Source organism: Rhodoblastus acidophilus (genome assembly GCF_009720655.1).
Lineage (GTDB): Bacteria > Pseudomonadota > Alphaproteobacteria > Rhizobiales > Beijerinckiaceae > Rhodoblastus > Rhodoblastus acidophilus_A.
This window is the reverse complement of record NZ_WNKS01000017.1, coordinates 1-20,155: the sequence shown is the minus strand read 5'-3', so window position 1 is coordinate 20,155 and position 20,155 is coordinate 1. Positions and strand designations below refer to the sequence as shown.

Below are 20,155 nucleotides of genomic sequence, written 5' to 3'. Positions count from 1 at the left end.
GCAACGTCAGTATACTGGGCGCGCGGGCGCCGCTCAGCAGCTGTGGTTGAGCAATTCCTCGGCATGGCCGTAGCCGCTGGCGTCGAGCAGCACGAATTGGCGCGCGCTGGCGTCGCCATAGCCGACCAGGGCGAGGGAATGCGCGCCCATATTGGCCCGGGCGCCCGGCGATTCCTCCGCGACGATCTTGAAGGGATCGCGGTTCAGCCCGGTCTCGTCCAGGCGCTTGACCCGGTAGCGGTCGGCCCAGGGGGCGAGGTCGATGGTGGTCCATTTGCCGAGCGGCGGGGCGTGGCGGGCCAGATAGCGCTTCAGCCTGGGGTCGACGCAGGAAATGTGGATGTGCAACTGGTCCTGGGTGCGCGCCCGGCTTGAATTGATCGCCAGCCCGTAATCGTCCCATCCGAGCGTGCGGCCCGCGCCGTCGGCGACATAGGCGCGCTGGCTCCAGGCGTAGGCCCAGGGGTTGGGCGCGTCCGGCTTCAGCAGCAGCGGGCTCTCGATGCCGGTGATTTTGCGGATCGGCACCACCAGCACGCGGGCGTGGTCCATGGGGGCGCGCAGCACGATGAAGCCGGCGTCGCGATCGACCTTGAGGCAGGGCAGGGGCAGGCCCGTCAGCCGGTCCATGGCGGAACAGAGATTGTGCGCGACCAGCCAGAGATCGCCCCGGTCGCTGGCGCGCGCGTCCTCCGCGCGGGTGACGCGATAAAAGGCCAGCCCGCCGAGCCCGACGACGGCGAGGACGGCCAGGAGGAAGGACAGGCTAAGCAGGCGAACAATCATGAAATTCGGATCAAGTCTTTTCGAGCCTTGCAGCGTGGACGGCGAAGCCGGCGAAAGTTTGATGCCATCGCAAGCTTGCGCCATGATGGCCTATGCTTACCTCATATTGGCCTTCACCGTCTCGATCAGCTGCTTGAGGGTAAACGGCTTCGGCATAAAACCAAAGTCCTCGCCCTCCGGCAGGTTTTTCGAGAACGCGTCCTCGGCGTAGCCGGAGACGAAAATCACCCGCGCCTTGATCCCGCGCTTGCGCAATTCGCCGAACATGGTGGGGCCGTCCATTTCCGGCATGACCACGTCGGAGACGACGAGGTCGATCCGGCCGGGGTTCTCGTCGACCACGCGCAGGGCGTCGACGCCGCTTTCCGCCTCGAGCACGGTGTACCCACGTGACGAGAGCGCGCGGGCGCCAAACGAGCGCACCGCCTCCTCGTCCTCGACCAGCAGGACGACGCCGGCGCCGGTATGGTCGGCGGCGGGCTTTTTCTCCGGGGTCGCCGGCTTTTCCTCCTCGGCGGGGGCTTCGACGCCGGGGATGTGGCGGGTGAGGAAGATTCTAAAGGCCGTGCCGCGCCCGATGGTGGAATCGCAGTAGATGAAGCCGCCGGTCTGCTTGACGATGCCATAGACCATGGACAGGCCGAGGCCGGTGCCTTTTCCGACCTCCTTGGTGGTGAAGAACGGGTCGAAAATCTTGTCGCGGATTTCCAAGGGAATGCCGGTGCCGGTGTCCTCGACCTCGACCACGACATAATCGGCTTCCGGCAATTGCTTGTAGCTGTAGGCCGCGCATTCCGACGCCGCGACGTTTTTCACCCGCAAGGAAATCTTGCCGCCGTCGGGCATGGCGTCGCGGGCGTTGACGATCAGGTTCATGATGACCTGCTCGAACTGGTTGAGGTCGGCCTTCACCAGCCAGAGGTCGCGGGCCTGTTTGGAGCTGACCTCGATCTTTTCGCCGACCAGGCGGCGGGTGAGCATTTGCAGGTCGGACAGAACGTCGCCGAGTTGCAGGACTTGCGGGCGAAGGGTTTGGCGTCTCGAAAAAGCCAGGAGCTGGCGCACCAGGCCGGCGGCGCGGTTGGCGTTCTGCTTGATCTGCATGATGTCCTGGAAGGACGGGTCGGTCGGCCGGTGATTGGCCAGCAAAAGCTCGGAATAGCCCAGGATCGCCGTCAGGACGTTGTTGAAATCGTGGGCGACGCCGCCGGCGAGCTGGCCCACCGCCTGCATTTTTTGTGACTGGTGGAGCTGCTCCTCGCGGTTGCGCTCCTCCGTTGTGTCGAGCACGAACACCGAGGCGCCGCGCTCGCCGCTGTCCTCGTTGGGGGTGACGAACAGGCGCGCGGATTTTCCGGTTTCGCTGAGGGCGGCGTCGATGGGCGCGTTGTCCTCGCTGCCGCTGGAGGCGTCTTGAATCGCGCGCAAAAGGCCGTTGCGATGGGCTTCGGCGACGCCGGCGAGAACAATGCCGGCGCTGGCCGCGCCCGGCAGCAATTTGGCGAAGGCCGCGTTGGAGCGCTGGATTTTTCCCGACCGGTCCACGGTGGCGATGGCCATGGGGGTCGAGTTGAAGAAGCGGGCGAAGCGCACTTCCGCCGCGCGCGCCTCTTCCGCCGGTTCGCCGCCGGGCGAACGGTTCAGCGCCAGGGTGCGCGAGGCGCCCGGCGCGCCGTCGGCGCCGAAGGCGACGCGATGCAGCAGGCGCGAGGGCAGGCGCAAGCCGTCGCGGCGGCGCAGGTCGAGGTCGATCTGCTCGGTGCGCACCGTGTTGGGGGTCCCGGAGCCGAACACCAGCAGCGAGGCGGAATCGTCGGCGATGATGTCGCGCAGCGCGAGCCCGCCGGTGCCGACCTGGGCGAGATCGAAATCCAGCCAGTCCGCCAGCGTGGCGTTCATGTAGGAGATGTTGCCGCGCCCGTCGGTCGAAAAGAAGCCGGCCGGCGCGTGGTCGAGGAAATCGATGGCGTGCTGGAGTTCCTGAAAGACGTTCTCGTGGCGTTCGCGCTCGCGCGTCACATCCGCGATGGTCCACAGGGCGAGCTTGCGTCCGCCCTTGCCGGCCTTGCCGATCAGCCGGCCGGCGTCGTGGCGCTCCAGCGGCCGCACGCGGATCCGGTACCAGGCCACCTCGGCGTCGCCGAGCAGGGCGGGGGTGACGCGCAATTCCTCGGCGCAGCGCTTGCCCTCGCGCGCCGCCGTCGCCAGCCGGTACAGCGGCTCCGCCACCTCCGGCGCCCCGGAAAACAGCCGGTCGACCGTGCGCGGGCCGCCGTCGCGGCCGCTCGGCGCCGTCCCGCCGGCCAGCGCCACATAGGCGTCGTTGGCGTAGAGGATCGCGGATTCGCCCTCGGTCACCAGCAAGCCATCGGGGCTGGTGTCCGCCAGCAGCCGCGCGATGTCGTCGCCGGCGCGCGTGGCGTTGGTGCGGAGAAAGCCGGCGGCGAAGCCGATCAGAGCCAGCGCGCCGACGGAGGCCAGGCTCAGCAACAGGACAAGCAGGAGCATCGGGGTCTGTTCGTTGGGCAGCCAGGCAAAGCTCGCCATGACCGCGATGCAGGCGCTCGCGAGCGCCAGGACCAGCATCGGCTGGCCCGCGCGTTCGCTCCGCTGTGCGGCGATGTGCATGGAACTTGGGCTCATGCGGGGCCTGTCGTAAGATGGTGGGGCGAAGCCGACGCTTGCCGGAAAAAGCGCCGGAATCGCGACGCGGTGACGGGAGTTTATAAGGATTCATGACAAATAACAGCTTAAGGCGGCCGACGATTTCGCGGAAATTTGCTTCGGCTCCAAACGGAAATTAACCAAACTTTAACCTTTGGCGCGCGCACGCGCCGACCCTGCGTTATAGTTTAAGGTAAATGTGGCAAAGGAGCATGCGCCGCCAATGGACGAGTTTCTGCGTAGCCATCCCCTGGTGGCCTGGATCGGGGCCGGTCTGGCGTTCGTCGTCTTCGTCATTTTGCTTCTGCATATGGTGAAGATCTTGTTGGAATTGCGTCGCCGGATTCCGAGCGGCGAGCGATCGCGGCAATTGCGCCTCGGCTTCGTCGAGAATTTCGATCTCGACGGCGAGCGGCAGCTGCTGCTGGTGCGCCGCGACAATGTCGAGCATCTGCTGCTGATCGGCGGGCCGAACGACGTCCTGGTCGAATCCGGCATCGTCCGCGCGGAAGCCCGCGCGCCGCGCGGCGGTTTCGAATCGGGGCAGGTCGCGCCTTCGGCGCCCTCGCCGCTGGTGCTCGCCCCCGCGCACGAGACCAAGCCCGAGCCCCTGGCGCCCGAACCGCCTCCGCGCTCCGATGTCGCGCGGTTCGAGCCGAAGCCGGCGCCGCAGCTGTCGCCCAAACCGCAGGACAAGGCGGAGCCTCACCCCGAGCCCAAGCTGGAGGGGCTGCCCGAAATCGATCTGGAGGAAGAGCTGAAGGCGGCTCTGGAGGCGACGCCGCTGACGCCGTCCGAGCCCGAACCCGCCCCGGTCGAGCCGCCGCCCCCGCCGCCGTCGCGGTTCGCCCCGCCGCCGCGTCCCACCTTCAGGGCGCCGCTGCCGCCGAGGATGCCGCAAGGCGGGGCCGCGGGATTCCCCGGCGCCCCGACGGCGCCGGGCGCGGAACAACGGCCGCGCTTCGTCATCCCGCCGCTGGCGCGCCGCAACCCGCCGCCGCCTCCGCCCGCCGTGGAGCCGCCGCCGCCCGTCGCGGCGCCCGAACCGCCGCAGTCCCCGGTTGAGCCGCCGGCGCCCGAGCTGTTCGCGCCGCCGCAGCAGCCCGAGCCGAACAAGCCGGAGCAGGAAGCGCCCCAGGCTCCTCCGCCGCCGCGCCCGGACCCGGAGACGCTGGAGTCCCTGGAAGAGGAAATGGCGAAGCTTTTGGGTCGCCCGCCGAGACCGTGAGTGTCGCAGGGCGTCCGTGAAAACAAGAGCGCCGCCCCGGGCGACCGGGGCGGCGTCGTGTTCATTGCCAAAATCAGGCGCGAAAAAATTCGCCTGAACATTTTCAATCGTCGCGGTAGACGCGTTCGCGGCGCTCGTGGCGTTCCTGCGCCTCGATGGACAGCGTGGCGATCGGCCGGGCGTCGAGTCGCTTGAGGGAAATCGGATCGCCGGTTTCCTCGCAATAGCCGTAGCTGCCATCGTCAATGCGCGCCAACGCCGCGTCGATCTTTGCGATCAGTTTACGCTGGCGGTCGCGGGCGCGCAGTTCGATGGCGCGATCGGTTTCAGATGAGGCGCGGTCGGCGATATCGGCGTGATTCTCGCTCTCGGCCTGCAGGGCTGCGAGCGTTTCGCGCGCCTCCTGCAAAATTTCGTCTTTCCATTTCAACAGTTTTCTGCGGAAATATTCCTTCTGACGATCGTTCATGAACGGTTCGTCGTCGGACGGGCGGTAGTTTTCCGCTGCAATGTCCGCGGCCATGCTTGCATTCTCCCCAACCCCAAGGCGCGGCCTGTATATATCGCGGCGTCTGCCGCGACAATCCGGACTGGCGCCGGGGGCGGAAAAAACGCCGGGCTTGGCCTTGCCTCAGCAGCCTTCGTTGCGCTCGCGGGCGCAGCAATCAAACCGCAGCGCCATGCGGGCGCCGGGTTGCGGCAGGATCGAAAGTTGCAGCGGCGGCAGGTCGTGGCCGCGGCGCAGTCTCACCGTCCAGCCGAGTTCGCCGTGATCGACATCGCCCGAGGCGGCGACGGTTTTCGCGCGGATCGGCGAATGTGCCCGGAAGATGGGCGCGAGAAGGGCCAGAAGCTTGCTTTCGCGGGCTCGCTTGGAACTGTTCGCGCCGGATATGGACCTGCTGCTCATCGACCGTTCCCCCGAATGGCGCCGTTTGGTCACAATTTGTAAAAATTGCGGCCAATATGGTTAATTTACAGTTACCATCTTTAGGCTCAAGCATGGCGCGTGTAAAGATTACAATTGCCAATCGGCGCGGCGCCGCTAAAATTTTTTTAAAGATTTTCCCTGGCGGTTTTCAAGCTTAACCATGGGTTAGGCCTCGCCTGGCGGCGAGTTTGAGGAGGCGGAACCATGCGCGCGACATTCGAACAGAACGGCGACTTCATCGCCCTGGCCGGGCGCGAGGCGCGCGAGGAGGCCCAGCGCCTGCTGGCGCGGCTTGAAATCCTGATCGCCGGCCTCGCCGCCAAGGACCCTCACGCGGGCTTGGAGTTGCGCCGCGCCGCGGTCGAGTTCCTCGTCGCCTCGGGCGACCTGCCGATGCGGTCCGGCTTGTCCGTGGTCGCCTCGGCGCGGCCGGCCGATCGGGCGTCCGAAAAGCACGGCGAACTCGAATCGATTCTCCTCGAACTCGTCGAGGGCGACGAGGCCGGCATGCATGTCGACTCCCTTTTCGAACTGCTCGCCGAAATGGGCGTCGAAATGACCAAGGGAAATCTTTCTGTAAAATTACACCGCATGATCAAGGCCGGGCGGCTGATTTCCACGGGGCGCGGCTGCTACGGTCTCTCCGCCATGGAGCGCGCGCGCCGCATGGCCGGCTGAGCGCGGTCGCCCGACGCGAGAGACCGAGCTGAAACTCAGCTATTCCAACGCTTTGGAAAGCGCCGTTCGACTTTCCCATTTGCGGTCGCCCCCGGCTTCCGGCATGATCGCCGGCCACGCCATTGTTGGGCGTGATGGGATGGGGCGGGATGACCGGGCCGAATGCCGCCGGCGATGTGGAGATCGCGCATCTGCGCCGCCGCGACCGCATGTTCGCGGAATTCATCGAACATGCGCCGGCGGCCATCGCGATGTTCGACCGCGACATGCGCTATCTCGCCGCGAGCGCCCGCTGGCGCGACGCTTACAATCTGGGCGAGACGCCGCTCGGGCGCAGCCATTACGACATCTTTCCCGCGATCGGCGACGCGTGGACGGCCGTTCATCGGCGCTGCCTGGCGGGGGCCGAGGAAAGCGCGGAGGGCGATCTTTTTGTGCGCGCCGACGGCTCCCCGCAATGGGTCAAGTGGCAGGTTCGGCCCTGGCGCGACGTCGAGGGCGAGATCGCCGGGATCATCATCACCTCGGAGGACATTTTCCCCCGCAAGCGGGTCCAAGAGGCCCCGCGCGCGGGGGAAGAGGCGCCGCGCGCCAGGGAAGAGGTGCGCGCGAGGGAAGAGGCGCTGCGCGCTTGGGAAGAGGCGCTGCGCGCGAGGGAGGAGGATTTGCGGGCGCTCGGCGACAATCTGCCGGGACACGCGATCTACCGTTTTTCGCGCGCGCCCGACGGGACGCGGCGCTTTCTCTATTTCAGCGCCGGCGTGGAAGCGATCAACGGCGTCGCGCTGGCGGAGATTCTCGCCGACGCCAACGCTGTCTTTGGCCAAATTCCGCTGGAGCACCGCCGCCGGCTGCTGAAGGAGGAAGAGCGCAGCGCCCGCGAGCTGACGGATTTTTTCCTCGAGGTTCCGTTCCATCACCCCAACGGCTCGCAGACGCGCTGGCTGCGGTTTCGCTCGCGGCCGCGACGGCTCGAGGACGGAACCGTGGTCTGGAGCGGCGTCTGCGCCGACATCACCCAGGAGCGCTCTGTCGAGTCTGATCTGCGCGCCGCGCTGCGCGAGGTCGGCGACCTCAAGGTGGCGCTGGACGAACACGCCATTGTCGCCATCACCGATCCCAGGGGAGTCATCACCTACGCCAATGACAAGTTCTGCGCCGTTTCGGGCTACGCCCGCGAGGAATTGCTCGGCCAGACCCACCAGATCGTCAATTCCGGCCATCACCCCAAGGAATTTTTTCGCGAGCTTTGGCGGACGATCGCCGGCGGCGGCGTCTGGAGGGGCGAAATCCGCAACCGCGCCAAGGATGGCTCGTCCTATTGGGTGGAAACCACCATCGTGCCCTTCCTGGGCGAAAGCGGCCGCCCCGAGCGCTATGTCGCCATTCGCACCGACATCACCGCGCGCAAGCAGGCCGAGGCCGAAGCGCGCGAAAGCCAGCTGATGCTGGCCGAGGCCTTCGAGCATATGCCCGTCGCCATCGCGGTCCTCGACGCGCAGGGCCGAATCGTTCTCAAGAACGCGCCCATGTCCCGTTTTGTCGGCGAGGTCGCGCCAAGCCGGGACGCGAACGCCGCTGCGCATTGGATCTCCCTCGACCCGCGGGGGCGGCGGGTCGCGGCCTCGGATTTCGCCGTGGAGCGGGTCCTGCGCGGCGAGGACGCCGTCGCCTTCGAGTCGCTCTACCAGCCGCCCGAAGGCGCCGCCATCTGGACCCATGTCGCCGCGAAGCCGCTGCGCGATGACAGCGGCGCCGTGACCGGCGCGATCTGCGTGGTCAGGGACATCGACGCGGAGCGGCGCGCGGAAAACGCCCTGCGCGAGAGCCAGCAGCGCTTCCAGCTCGCCGCCGAGGCCGCCGGCCTTGGCGTTTGGGAATGGAACTTGCGCACCGACGAACTGGTCTGGGACGCGGAAATGTTCCGCATCTACGGGCTCGCGCCGACGCCGGGCGGGCGCGCCCGTTACGATCTGTGGGCCAGCGCGCTGCTCCCCGAGGAGAGGGCCGACCAGGAGGCGCAATTGCGCGCGCACGCGGAGACGGGCGGCGTCGGCCGGCGCGAATTCCGCATCCGCCGCGCCCGCGACGGCGAAATCCGGATCATCCAGGCGACGGAAACCCTGCGGGCCAATGCGCGCGGCGAAACCGAATGGGTGATCGGCACCAACATCGACATCACCGAGCGCAAGCGCGCCGAACAGCGCCTGCGCGACGGCGAGGCGAAGCTGCGGTTGAGCCAGAACTATCTGAGCCACGCCGCCGACGCCGCGCGTCTCACCTTCATCGAGATCGACCTGATCGCGCGGCGCATTCGTCCGGCGGACAATTTCGAGAAAGTGATGGGTTATGCGCCGCTCACGCCTGTCGAGGGGGGCGCCTTCAAGGCCGGGTTCGCGCATTCGCTGAAGCACGTCCATCCGGCGGACCGGGCCGGCCTTGAGGCGTTCGTCGCCGCGCTTTTCGAGCACGGCGCGGATGGCCGGATCGAATTCCGGGTGACAGGCGCGGCCGGGCTCGAACGGGTCATCGACTGCAGCGCGCGCGTCGAAAGCGGCGCCGGGGGCCGGCCCGCGCGCGCCTTCATGACCTTGCTCGACATCACCGAACGGGCGCGCGCCCGCGATGAACTCGCGGCGGCCAAGCGCAGGGCCGACGAGATTCTCGACAGCATCACCGACGGCTTTTACGCGCTCGATGCGGATTGGCGGTTCGTTTATTTCAACCGGCGCGCGGAGGCCATGCTGGAAAAATCCGGCGCGGACGTTCTCGGCAAGCCGTTTTTCGACGTCTTCCCGATGGTCCGCGAGTCCGAGGTTCACGCGCAGTACCGGCGCGCCATGGAGGACAGGCGGGCGGTCGATTTCGAGATGGTTTCGCCGATCCTCGGGCGCTGGGTGTTCTTTTCGGTCTCTCCGACGCTCGAAGGCGGCCTTTCCGTCTATTTCCGCGACATCACCACGCAGAAGCAGGCCGAAGAGGCGTTGCGCGAACGCGAGGCCGACCTGCGCGCCTTCGCCGACGCGATGCCGCAGCTCGCCTGGATCGCCGACGAAGAGGGTTCCATCCGCTGGTACAACAGGCGCTGGTACGAATACACCGGGACGACGCCGGAGCAGATGGAAGGCTGGGGCTGGCGGAGCGTGCACGATCCGCAAGTCCTGCCCGAGGTGATGACGCGCTGGTCCACCTCGGTCGCCACCGGCAAGCCTTTCGACATGACCTTCCCCCTTCTCGGCGTCGACGGGAAGTATCGTCCCTTCCTGACCCGCGCCGCGCCGCAACTGGACGCGCGCGGACAGGTGGTGCGCTGGTTCGGCTCCAACACCGAAGTCACCGAGCAGAAGCAGCTCGAGGCGGAGATGCGCCACGCGCGCGCCGAGGCCGAGCGCGCCAATGTCGCCAAATCGAAATTTTTGGCGTCCGCCAGCCACGACCTGCGCCAGCCCGTGCAGTCGCTGGTGCTGCTGCTGTCGCTGGTGGAAGGGCAGGTCAAGGACAATGCCCGCGCCGCCCGCACCGTGGACATGATGAAACAGGCGGTCGGCGGCATCAACGGGCTGCTCACCGCCATTCTCGACATTTCCCGCCTCGACGCCGGCATTATCGAGCCGACGCTGGAGCCGGTTCCCATCCCGGCGTTCATCGATCGCCTGGCGCGCGAGTACCGGCCCAAAGCCTCGGCGAAGGGGCTGTTTTTGCGCGTGCGCGTGGCGGGAAACCTTTGTTGCGTGTCCACCGACGCCGCTCTGTTCGAGCGCGCCTTGCGCAACCTGATCGAGAACGCCCTGCGCTATACGGAGCGCGGCGGCGTGCTGATCGGGGCGCGGCGGCGCGGCGATCGCATCCGCGTCGACGTGATCGACACCGGCGTCGGCGTGCCCAGGGAGAAGCAGACCGAAATTTTCGAGGAATTTCACCAGTTGCACAATCCCGGCCGGGACCTGGAGCGGGGGCTCGGCCTTGGTCTGGCGATCGTCGCCCGTTTGAGCGCGCTGCTCGGGGTGAAGGTGGACGTGTCCTCGCGCGTCGGGCGCGGCTCGCGCTTCTCGCTGAGCCTGCCGGACGTTTTGTGCGCCAGCGTGGAGCCGCCGTCGCCCGATCCGTCGCCCGGCCATCTCGGCTGCGTCCTGATCGTCGAGGACAATGGGATTCTGCGCCTGAGTCTTGAAGAGACCGTGGCCGAGTGGGGCTACAAGACCGTTTCGGTGGAGAGCGGCGAGGCCGCCGTGGAACAGGTCGAGGCGGGCGCCCGGATCGACGCCGTGGTCACCGATTATCGCTTGGGCGCGGGCCTCAACGGCATTCAGGCGGCGCTGGAGGTGGAGCGGCTTTGCGGCCATGCCTTGCCGAAACTGATCGTCACCGGCGACACCGCCCGGGAGCGCCTTGAAGAAATTCGCGCCAGCGGCTGCGATTTCTTGCACAAGCCGGTGTCGGTGGAGGAGCTGCGGAGAAAACTGGCCGGAATGTTTTCGGGCTCAGTCGGCGGCTGAGTCTTCCGCGGGCTGCGGCGCCGGCTTCGGTTGTTTTATCCGCTTGCGGGTTTGGATCTCCTTGCGCGGACCTTCGACCAGTCGCACCACCGCGCCCCAGAGCGTGCGCACGTCCTGCTGGGTGAGGTTCATGCGATGAAACATGTTGCGCAGATTGCGCTGCATCACCGGGCGCTTCGAATCCGGCTTGAAAAATTCCGAGCGCTCCAGATGGCCTTCCAAAAACTCGAAGAAGGAGAGGGTCATTTCGCGCTGCGCCGGGGGTGAGCGTTCGTCTTGCGCGAAGGGTTTTTCGCCGCCCTCGCGGGCCTTGAAAAATTCGTAGCCGCAGAGAAGGACCGCCTGGGCCAGATTCAGCGAGCCATAGGCGGGATTGACGGGGAAAGTGAGGATGGCGCTGGCCAATGCGACATCGTCGTTGTCGAGGCCGGTGCGCTCGGGGCCGAAGAGGATGCCGTGCTTTTCGCCCGAGAGCGTGGCGCGGGCGCATTCCGGCATGGCCTGCGCCGGGGTCTCGACGCGCTTGAACTGGCCGCGTTCGCGCGCGGTCGTTGCCCAGACGAAGTTTAAGTCGGCGGTGGCGGCTTCGGTGCTTTCGTAGACGGTGGCTTTTTCCAGCAGATGGACGGCGCCGGCGGCGGCGGCGTAGGCCCCCTTGCGGCGGGCGCCGGTGCGCGGCCAGCCTTCGCGCGGGCTGACGAGGCGCAGGTCGGACAGGCCGAAATTCGCCATGGCGCGCGCGCACATGCCAATGTTCACGGCAAGCTGGGGGCGCACGAGAATGATGGACGGCCCGCCCTCGAACAGGGGTTTTGTGCGGTCCGTGCCTGCTCCAACCAATTTTTTGCTCCCCGAAATGTGTGGGCGGGTTCTAGCGCAATTTTTGGAGTTGGGCAGGTGTTTTCGCCGCGTCGCCTCACGCCGCCCGATTGCGCTCATAAGGCACGATACCGGCCAAAGCGGTCGCCGAGTCGCGCTGCGCCCTCATGACCTCATAGCGGGCTTGCAGGTTCATCCAGAATTCCGGGGTCGTGCCGAAGAATTTCGCCAGCCTCACGGCGGTGTCGCCGGATATGCCCAGTTCTTCGCGGACGATGCGCTCGATCCGGGTTCGCGGCACGCCGCAAGCCTTGGCGACGCGCCCGGCGGAAAGGCCTAGCGGTTGAAGAAACTCTTCACGCAGCATTTCGCCGGGATGCATCGGCGGAAGGGTTGCGACGATTTCGAGTTGATCGGTCAAGTGTCCCTCCCTGTTGCTCTCAATGGTAGTCGACGATTTCCACATTCTCGGCGCCGCTGCTCGTCCAGGAAAAGCAAACGCGCCACTGGCTGTTGATCCTGATCGAATATTGTCCGTGGCGGTCGCCGGACAAGGCCTCAAGATGATTGCCAGGGGGCGCTCGCAAGTCGTCGAGGACCGCCGCCGCATTGACGGCTTCCAGTTTGCGTCGCGCGGCCTTGAAAAGATCGGCCGGAAAACCCTTTGGGCATTTTCCGGAGAAGACGGCCTCGGCGACCTTGTCCTTGAACGACCGGATCATGGTACGTCTGCATTTTGTCCTTGAATGTATCGCTCAGAGATACGGCCGCGTCAACGGTTTGGTGTCGAAATTGGCCGTGGCGCGGGTGCCCATGCCGATGTTCACGGTGAGTTGGGGGCGGACGAGGATGATGGACGGCTCACCCTCGAACAGGGGGGTGCGGTCCGCGCCTGCTCCAACCAAGATGGCCTCCTTTTTTGTCGCGCGGGTTTTAGGCGCGGGGGGAGGGGATGGCAAGGCGGGGGGGCGTGGGCGGAATGGCGGGTAACGGGATCTTGCGCCCTATTAAGTGCCGCCAAGGCCGGAGCGGATCGATCAATAGATGGGTTCGAGAATAGGCGTGGACCCCCCAAAAAAATATAAAATCTAGTTTAATCAAATTTTGTAGTCAACTACGACACAATAGATTGGTGCGCCCATATTAGCGAACAAACGAACGAAAACACACGTGAAATCCATCCTTGAAATTGAAATATTTCCAATTCCTATCTCATGAAGAAAACCAGACGCAGAAAAATCTCCGCTTAATCCTCCCACGTAATCGTAGCAGGAAATGTCGTATTCTGTTCTTTCATAACGTCTCAGTATTAATGGCACCAATCTTGATGGTTCGTGATTTACTTCTGGTATCTTGGACAGATTAAATGATTTTATCTGAATGAACGCAGAGGCATAAGAATGTGCGATTTTTGCTAGAAGTTGACAAAACCTCACAAGATCAAGCCCAGGTGTAGCGAAATTATCTAAGGATGAGTATTGCAGCGGGTCGGTTGGCACAAGAGAATGCAAGCTTATCCCGGAAAAGCCGGGAACATTAGGTGCTCGTGTGGTCATTATACGAGCAGGTAGCATTTGTGGAAGCAGTAATGCTGTAGGGTGCGATTCTAGAGGAAGTTTAAGCGTTGTGTCTGTGCCGTTAATGCGCGTTGTCACTTCAAACAATGTGTCTTTTGGACGCCTCTTTCCGCGAATGTTCAGCTTTCGCCTCGGGGCGTGGAATAGGGTTTTTTGTAACTTTCCTTCGAAGCTGTTGATCAAAATAGCGCACGATTGGCAACTTGCCCGCTCCAAAATAAGATTCCCTCCGAGGCCTTCTGGTATGACGTGTTCGTCGGTTGGAGGGGCGTCCCCCTTGGCAGTTTTAGTAGGCGCTCCGCAATAGATACAAAAGTTAATGCGGCCAAGAATAACACGTGTGTCATTGGTTGAGATATGGTGTTGAAATATGTCCGGCGGTGCTGATGCTTGGATTGGCAACATTTTGTCGGTCGATAATTCACCGTTCTTGGGAGTATTAGTTGGCGGATTGACCTGAAGCCGATAATAGCGGGCCGCTGGCGCGTTGCTTGCGTTTAAAATTGCGAATTTTCTTAGCATGTCGGGGCTATTGGGCATCGGAGACAACAATTAGAAAGATAAACTCACGCGATAACGCTTCAAGACGCTATCCGTCGCGCTTTATGAACACGCCTCCCGACCCGATGATGGACTCGGTTTGGGTAGCATAGCGTGTGTAAACGCAGCGAGAAAGTCGAGTCAGAAATGAATTGCAGCAAGCGAAACCCTGGGTCTTGGGGTGTAGCGGCCTCTAAGGGTCGCGCTTCTCAGCGCGAGTCGTTCGCGTCTCATGACATTTTTTTGGTATTTCGGGTGACGGTGCGCAGCGGGGGGTATTGTCGAGTTTCTATTTCTGGTTGAAATCGATTCGCGAAAAGTGATCGTAATCGCGTGATTTTTTGTGTTTTTGTGCGAAATTTTGAGCAAAATACGTTGGTTTTTGGCATTGCAGCCTCGCGGTTGTGGACGTGGGAGCGCGAGGGCGGGATTGCGTGAGGTTGGCGGAAATGTGTTCAGTTTCAATGACTTGTGATGAAAATGTTTCACGTGGAACATAACGCGAACAAAAATTCTCCTTTGTCAAGCCCCGCTTGTCCGTTTTCACTTTTTACGAAAACGCGGTTTTGGTCCGCCATTCTTCGCTCGCGAGGGGCATGCGTCACTCGCGAGAGCCATGGATTGCTTCGCTTCGCTCGCAATGACGACCGGGGCGGTTTTGGATGCCCCCTTCGGTCTGGCGGGCCGGCGTCATGCCCGGGACAAGCCCTGGAATGACGCTCGTGGGTTGAATGGTTCCGGAAAGCACAGCCGAACGCGTTTTGGATGTCCGCGCCGCTGATGCGGGGAGAAAAGGCAGGGCCGTCGCTTCGCTGCTAGGCGACCCCCAATCGGAGCAGTTTTGGCGTGATCGTCGCGATTTCTTCGCGCACTTCCTTTTGCAGCGCCTTCACCCAGCGTTTTGGGATCGCGTCGAGGCCATACAAAGCTCCCGCGAGGGCGCCGACCATCGCGCCCGTCGTGTCGGCGTCGCCGCCCCGGTTCACCACGCGAATGAGGCAGTCCTCAAACGTGTTGGTCTCGAAAAATCCGCACAGCACGGTGCGAATGGTGTCGACGACATAGGCGGAGGACGGGCCGGTGTAGGCGGCGTAGCGAAAGTACGGGTGTTCCTCGATCCAGCGGTCCGCCAGAGATCGCAAGACCGTCTTGTCGGGGGTCAAAAGCGCCTGCTGGATCAGCCGTACGAACCAGACGCAGGCCGCGTCCGACTTTTCCTGGTGATGGGTGATGCGGCCCTGCGCCAATGCCCAGGTTTCGCCGATCTCGGGGCGCCCAAAACTCGCCAGCGCAACGGGGAGCACCCGCATCACCGCGCCATTGCCGCCGTCGCCCTCGGAATAGGGCCCCTCCACGGTCCCGTGGGTCATGTAGCGGCGGATGCCGCGCCGACAGGTGTTGCCGACGTCGAGCGGGCCGGACTTGAGCCAGTTGGCGAAACCGTCCGCGACATCCTGGGCGTCGAACCCGCCCCGCTTCACCAGCGAACGCGCCAGCACCAGCGACATTTGCGTGTCGTCGGTGATGTCGCCGGCCTTGAGGCGCAGCCAGCCGCCGCCGACAATGTTCCAGTGCACGCCATATTGCGCGGCGATTTCGCGCTCGGTCATGAATTCGACGGTGGCGCCGAAGGCGTCGCCGATGGCTAAGCCGAGAAAAGCGGCGCTGGCGCGGCTTTCGAGATCAAGCGATGTGACAGCGAGGGCGCGGGATTGGGTCATGATTGCGGGGTCACCCAGAAATCGCCGCCGATGAGCAGAACCTCGCCCTCGCCGCGCAGCGGGCTGATCGAAAGCAGGTTGTTGACGAACAGGATTTTGGACACGGGCGCTCGAATCTTGACGATGATGTCGCCGAAACAGCCGGCGACATCGGGGTCGGTCGAGGTCGAGACGCAATTGTTGAGCCAGATCAGGCAGCACGTGCGCCGGGTCAGGTGGCTGGCCTCGGACAGGTTGAGGCCGCGATAGAGCGTGACATGCGTGCGCTCGCCGTGGACGAAGCGGCGCAGGAGGTATTGGGTGAATTCGTACAACAGGTCGAGCTGCGAATAGATCGAGTTCGAGTGAAAACGGCTGTCCATCTTCTCCTTGAGATAAGGCCCCCAGGCGGCCGCGTCGCCGGGGGGAAGCGGGTGCTTGTGGTAGCTCGGGCGCAGGCCGAAGCGGCTCTCCACCCAGCCTTTCATCACCGCGCCCTCGGGACCGTTGGAGTCGAACCCCCAGCCTTGCAGCAATTTCAGATAGCACGAGCGGAACGGCGTGCGGGCGCTGGAGGGGGCTTGCTCGACGTCGATGGCGAAGGCCGCGTTCATGTAGAGCTTGAAGGCGTTTTCCGCGTCCGCGAGCGTCGGCGAGTCGTCGAGCATGGCGAACAGGTCGCGGTTGAAGGTGCGGACGTTGGTGATTTCGATGCGCGCGCCGCCCGTGTTGAATTCCGGGCTCGACAAGAAGTCCGCCGTGAATTCAATGAAATTGGTCGGATGCGCTCTCGGCGTCATGGCTCAGGCTCCGGCTGTCTCGCTGAATAGCGGCGACAGCCGGCGTCTGTCCAGCTTTTCTCTAGGGACGCGTGGTCGCAGCCCCCGAGCCGTAGGACAGGATCACGCGCGCGATCGCCAGCAATTCCTCTTGCGAGTTCGGCTTGGAGAAGGCCGCGTCCGCGCCCTCGGCCATGGCGTTGTCGAGCACGTAGTTCTCCGTCGCCGTGGTCAGCACCACCGCCGGCACGTGGGTGAGCTCCAGATCGGAGCGCAGGGCGGAGAGAAAACGCCCGCCGTCGACCTTGGGCATGTTGAGATCGACGACGATGATGTCGGGGAGGCGGTTCATCAAATCCTTGCAGGCGATGTCGCCGAGCGCGTCCAGGCCGTCCTCGGTGTGTACGACGCTGAGGTCGATGCGCTTTTCCTTGGCCGCGACGCCGAGCGCGCGCTTCAGCAAGAACGCGTCGTCACGGTCATCCTCGACAATCAGGACATGGCGGGCGAGGCGCGCGTCGGACATGAAACCATACCTTGATGAAGCGTGGAAAAGCGCGTGGAATTAACCGTCTGAAAGTGGACTTAAAATGTCCTGTTTGTGATTATACCGCGCAATCGCCCGGCGTATATGGATCGACCCTGAGACGAAACGACGCGTGCGGGGAAGGGCCGGCCGGGGAGGGCGCGGTCTTGGAGGCGGGGTTTGCGCCGCGTTGCAAGCTTGCTTCCCGACCTCGCCGATGAGACGGATGGCCTCTGACAAAATCGGAAAGATGTCAGGCTTTCGCCCGGCGCTCCCCTAAAGCCGCACTAGGCGAGGGCAAGACCCGATGCTATAGGGCGGCGGCTTGGCGCGCCCGGTGCGCCAATTCGCCGCAGAGCTAGGGAGTGATCAGGGCATGAGCAAGATCAAGGTCGCCAATCCGGTCGTCGAAATGGACGGCGACGAAATGACCCGGATCATCTGGCAGCTCATCAAGGACAAGCTGATCCATCCCTATCTTGACCTCGACCTGAAATATTACGATCTCTCGGTCGAGCATCGCGACGCCACCAACGACCAGGTCACCATCGACTCGGCGGAAGCCACGAAGAAATACGGCGTCGCCGTGAAATGCGCGACCATCACGCCGGACGAAGCCCGCGTGAAAGAGTTCAACCTCAAGGACATGTGGAAATCGCCGAACGGCACGATCCGCAACATCCTCGGCGGCGTGATCTTTCGCGAGCCGATCATCTGCAAGAACGTGCCGCGCCTCGTGCCCGGCTGGTCGCAGCCTTTTGTCATCGGCCGTCACGCCTTTGGCGACCAGTATCGCGCCACCGATTTTAGAGTGCCGGGAAAAGGGCGCCTGACCATCAAATTCGAGGGCGACGACGGCACGGTCATCGAGAAGGAAGTGTTCAAATTCCCGGGCGCCGGCGTCGCCATGTCCATGTACAACCTGGACGAATCCATCCGCGATTTCGCCCGCGCCTCCTTCAACTACGGCATCGCGCGGAAATATCCGGTCTATCTCTCCACCAAGAACACCATTCTCAAGGCCTATGACGGCCGCTTCAAGGATCTGTTCCAGGAGATTTTCGACGCCGAATTCGCGGACAAGTTCAAGGCGCTCGGCCTGACTTACGAGCATCGCCTGATCGACGACATGGTGGCCTCGTGCCTTAAGTGGTCGGGCGGCTATGTCTGGGCCTGCAAGAACTACGACGGCGACGTGCAGTCCGACACGGCGGCGCAAGGCTTTGGTTCGCTCGGCCTGATGACCTCGGTGCTGATGACCCCGGACGGCCAGACGGTCGAGGCGGAAGCGGCGCACGGCACGGTGACCCGCCACTATCGCGAGCACCAGAAGGGCAAGGAGACCTCGACCAATTCCATGGCGTCGATCTTCGCCTGGACCCGCGGCCTCGCCCATCGCGCCAAGCTCGACAACAATGAAGAGTTGGCCAAGTTCTCGGCCACGCTGGAAAAAGTCTGCGTCGACACCGTCGAGAGCGGCTTCATGACCAAGGATCTGGCCCTGCTGGTCGGTCCCGACCAGAAATGGCTGACCACCACAGGCTTCCTCGACAAGGTCTCCGAGAATCTGCAGAAGGCCATGGCCTGAGGGGCTGTGTCCAGACCACGGAAAGGCGGGCCGGTTCGGCCCGTTTTTTTTGTAAGCCCGTCTTACGGAACGCGCCGCAGCGGGGTGACGGGCGCTTGGGGCAGGGCGTAATGGCCTTGCGACGGCCGCATGATCTTCCCGGCGCGCAACATCCGGTGCAGGCGCACGGTCAAGGCTTCGCGGCTCATGGCGGCGCCGGATTCCACCACGCCATTATAAATGTTCTCGACCGAGGCGCCCTCGGGGAAAATCCCGATGATGTCGAGGATGAAATTCTCGGTATTGCCGGCGTCGAAGGGGCGCTCGGGCTCCGGGCGGGCCAAGCCTTCGACGCGGGCCGCGCCGGCCCCGCCGCGGAGCGTTTCGACGCGCGCGGCGAATTCGGCGACGGCGTCCTGAAACGTGGCGGGATCGAGTGTTTGGATGGTCTCGAACTGCAGGGTTAGCCGCTTCGCCTCGCTCAGCAGCATTTTGGCGAGATCGCGCGCCGCCGCCCGGCGCATCTCGTCGTCTTCGGGATTGTAAGCCATGCCGCGCCTCCGCGTAAGATAACCATACGCAAGGCCTTCGCTTGAATCAATGCGCGGATGCCGCAGCGCTTTTGGTTAACGGACATTGACAATTCAGCATGCTGTGTAAGAATGCCTTACAATCTTGTTTGTTTTTGTTTCGTTCTGGGGAGGCTGCGATGGGCGCATTGTCGTGGGGGCTGATCGGCGTCGCTTGTATTCTCGCGGGCGTTGCCTGGCTCGCCGCCCGGTGGCGCATCGAGGCGCATCGCGCGCGCATTCCGGGGCCAGTCTCGCAACTGGAACTGCGCGTGGCGCGCCGCGCCGGATCGGCGCCCGGCTGGCGTCTCTACTGCAGCATCGTGCTCGCGCGCGGGCAGGATCGGCCGATTCTGTCTGGTCAACCGCCGGCTCAGGGTCTATAGAACGCAACGTGCGATGGACGGCCCGAGGCTCGGGTCGCCGCCGTGTGGACCTTGTTCTATCGCGAACTTTTCCGCGAAGCGCGGACGCCGGGTTGCGCCGGACTCCGCGAAGGAGCGTTGCGCATGAAAAAATTGTCTGCGACCTGCGCCGTTCTGGCGCTTTTTTCGATCATGCACAATCCGGTTGCGGCCGAGGAGCGCACGGTCAAGGGATTCTGGCAGTCCTACGACGATTCCGAAAAGCCCAACGCCTGGTTCTATTTCACGGAAAAGGATGGGGTTTTCGAGGGTCGTCTGGTCAAATCCTTCCCCAAGCCCGGCGAAGAGGGCAAGGTCAAGACCTGTGACAAGTGCGAGGGACCGTTGAAGGGGCTGCCGATCCTCGGCCTGCCGATCGTCACCGGCATGAAGCGCGACGGTCTGGCCTATGAGGACGGCAAAGTGCTCGATCCCCGCGACGGCACCGTCTACGACGCGCGCATGGATCTGGCTGACGACGGCAAGAAGCTGGAATTGCGCGGCTATGTCGGCATCTCCGTCCTCGGCCAGACCAAGACCTGGACGCGGTTGCCCGACAACGCCCTGCCGCTCGACAGTCTGCCCCGCGCCCCCGCCCCCAGCAAGAAACCCGCGACCTGACGCTTCGCTCTAGCAGGCTGCTGAAAAACCCGTGGGCCGCCCCCGCCCTTCGAGACGCCCGCCAAGGCGGGCTCCTCAGGGTGAGGGCTACGCGGTTGTTATATATAAATAAACTCCCTCATGGTGAGGAGGCTGCGAAGCAGCCGTCTCGAACCATCGCCGTCGGAACGGGACTTTTTCAGCAGCCTGCTAGTTCTACTGAGTCACGTTTTTCTCAGATTGGTCGTCGCGTGAGCTTTGCTATCCTGCCGATTCGTCTCACTGGCGGAG

At 63.9% G+C, this 20,155-nt stretch carries 19 protein-coding genes; 6 read left to right on the top strand and 13 right to left on the bottom strand.

What is annotated here, in order from left to right; genetic code table 11:
• Positions 1–33: 33 nt before the first annotated feature.
• Both GJ654_RS15855 and cckA read right to left on the bottom strand, forming a co-directional pair.
• Entirely contained in the window at positions 34–870 is an 837-nt protein-coding gene (locus GJ654_RS15855) for a CDP-diacylglycerol diphosphatase (RefSeq protein ID WP_155447153.1), read from the bottom strand.
• 12 nt (positions 871–882) lie between these two features.
• Positions 883–3,429, bottom strand: a complete 2,547-nt coding sequence (gene cckA, locus GJ654_RS15850) for a cell cycle histidine kinase CckA (protein WP_155447152.1) — start codon at positions 3,427–3,429, stop codon at positions 883–885.
• 244 nt (positions 3,430–3,673) lie between these two features.
• Between cckA and GJ654_RS15845 the strand changes: the two genes are divergently transcribed.
• Positions 3,674–4,678: a hypothetical protein gene (locus GJ654_RS15845; RefSeq protein ID WP_155447151.1), complete on the top strand. Its 1,005-nt coding sequence runs from the start codon at positions 3,674–3,676 to the stop codon at positions 4,676–4,678.
• A 103-nt stretch (positions 4,679–4,781) separates the two neighbouring features.
• On the opposite strand, the gene dksA is transcribed toward GJ654_RS15845, so the two are convergent.
• The gene (dksA, locus tag GJ654_RS15840) at positions 4,782–5,201 is read right to left on the bottom strand and encodes an RNA polymerase-binding protein DksA (RefSeq protein WP_155447150.1); all 420 of its coding nucleotides are present in this window, start codon (positions 5,199–5,201) and stop codon (positions 4,782–4,784) included.
• A 108-nt stretch (positions 5,202–5,309) separates the two neighbouring features.
• The gene (locus tag GJ654_RS15835) at positions 5,310–5,588 is read right to left on the bottom strand and encodes a hypothetical protein (RefSeq protein ID WP_155447149.1); all 279 of its coding nucleotides are present in this window, start codon (positions 5,586–5,588) and stop codon (positions 5,310–5,312) included.
• 225 nt (positions 5,589–5,813) lie between these two features.
• On the opposite strand from GJ654_RS15835, the gene GJ654_RS15830 reads away from it, so the two are divergent.
• Together GJ654_RS15830 and GJ654_RS15825 are read left to right on the top strand one after the other, a co-directional pair.
• Positions 5,814–6,287: a hypothetical protein gene (locus GJ654_RS15830; RefSeq protein WP_155447148.1), complete on the top strand. Its 474-nt coding sequence runs from the start codon at positions 5,814–5,816 to the stop codon at positions 6,285–6,287.
• A gap of 149 nt (positions 6,288–6,436) precedes the next feature.
• Positions 6,437–10,783, top strand: coding sequence for a PAS domain S-box protein (locus tag GJ654_RS15825; protein ID WP_196305582.1), 4,347 nt, complete (start codon positions 6,437–6,439; stop codon positions 10,781–10,783).
• On the opposite strand, the gene GJ654_RS15820 is transcribed toward GJ654_RS15825, so the two are convergent.
• From GJ654_RS15820 to GJ654_RS15785, 8 genes are all read right to left on the bottom strand, one after another.
• Complete coding sequence (locus GJ654_RS15820; RefSeq protein WP_155447146.1) at positions 10,769–11,623, bottom strand: RNA methyltransferase; 855 nt, start codon at positions 11,621–11,623, stop codon at positions 10,769–10,771. The genes GJ654_RS15825 and GJ654_RS15820 overlap by 15 nt on opposite strands.
• Before the next feature lie 76 nt (positions 11,624–11,699).
• Positions 11,700–11,984, bottom strand: a complete 285-nt coding sequence (locus tag GJ654_RS15815; protein WP_246664786.1) for a HigA family addiction module antitoxin — start codon at positions 11,982–11,984, stop codon at positions 11,700–11,702.
• Positions 11,985–12,042: 58 nt separating this feature from the next.
• Positions 12,043–12,324 (bottom strand): type II toxin-antitoxin system RelE/ParE family toxin, encoded by a 282-nt coding sequence (locus GJ654_RS15810; protein WP_155447144.1) that lies wholly within the window; start codon positions 12,322–12,324, stop codon positions 12,043–12,045.
• A gap of 33 nt (positions 12,325–12,357) precedes the next feature.
• A complete protein-coding gene (locus GJ654_RS15805; RefSeq protein ID WP_425540398.1) occupies positions 12,358–12,507 on the bottom strand; it encodes a hypothetical protein in 150 nt (49 codons plus the stop codon).
• Between the two features lie 192 nt (positions 12,508–12,699).
• Positions 12,700–13,719 carry a hypothetical protein gene (locus tag GJ654_RS15800; RefSeq protein ID WP_155447143.1) on the bottom strand — a complete coding sequence of 340 codons (1,020 nt, stop codon included), beginning with the start codon at positions 13,717–13,719 and terminating at the stop codon, positions 12,700–12,702.
• Positions 13,720–14,534: 815 nt separating this feature from the next.
• The gene (gene draG, locus GJ654_RS15795) at positions 14,535–15,440 is read right to left on the bottom strand and encodes an ADP-ribosyl-[dinitrogen reductase] hydrolase (RefSeq protein ID WP_155447142.1); all 906 of its coding nucleotides are present in this window, start codon (positions 15,438–15,440) and stop codon (positions 14,535–14,537) included.
• Entirely contained in the window at positions 15,437–16,219 is a 783-nt protein-coding gene (locus tag GJ654_RS15790) for an NAD(+)--dinitrogen-reductase ADP-D-ribosyltransferase (protein ID WP_155447141.1), read from the bottom strand. The genes draG and GJ654_RS15790 overlap by 4 nt, the downstream gene beginning before the upstream one ends.
• Before the next feature lie 61 nt (positions 16,220–16,280).
• Entirely contained in the window at positions 16,281–16,724 is a 444-nt protein-coding gene (locus GJ654_RS15785) for a response regulator (protein ID WP_155447140.1), read from the bottom strand.
• A gap of 376 nt (positions 16,725–17,100) precedes the next feature.
• Between GJ654_RS15785 and GJ654_RS15780 the strand changes: the two genes are divergently transcribed.
• Complete coding sequence (locus GJ654_RS15780; RefSeq protein WP_155447139.1) at positions 17,101–18,312, top strand: NADP-dependent isocitrate dehydrogenase; 1,212 nt, start codon at positions 17,101–17,103, stop codon at positions 18,310–18,312.
• 62 nt (positions 18,313–18,374) lie between these two features.
• On the opposite strand, the gene GJ654_RS15775 is transcribed toward GJ654_RS15780, so the two are convergent.
• Positions 18,375–18,842, bottom strand: coding sequence for a hypothetical protein (locus GJ654_RS15775; protein ID WP_155447138.1), 468 nt, complete (start codon positions 18,840–18,842; stop codon positions 18,375–18,377).
• Positions 18,843–19,000: 158 nt separating this feature from the next.
• Here GJ654_RS15775 and GJ654_RS15770 point away from each other — a divergent pair, with 158 nt between their 5' ends.
• Complete coding sequence (locus GJ654_RS15770; RefSeq protein ID WP_155447137.1) at positions 19,001–19,246, top strand: hypothetical protein; 246 nt, start codon at positions 19,001–19,003, stop codon at positions 19,244–19,246.
• A gap of 123 nt (positions 19,247–19,369) precedes the next feature.
• Complete coding sequence (locus GJ654_RS15765) at positions 19,370–19,885, top strand: DUF2147 domain-containing protein (RefSeq protein WP_155447136.1); 516 nt, start codon at positions 19,370–19,372, stop codon at positions 19,883–19,885.
• Positions 19,886–20,155 lie beyond the last annotated feature (270 nt).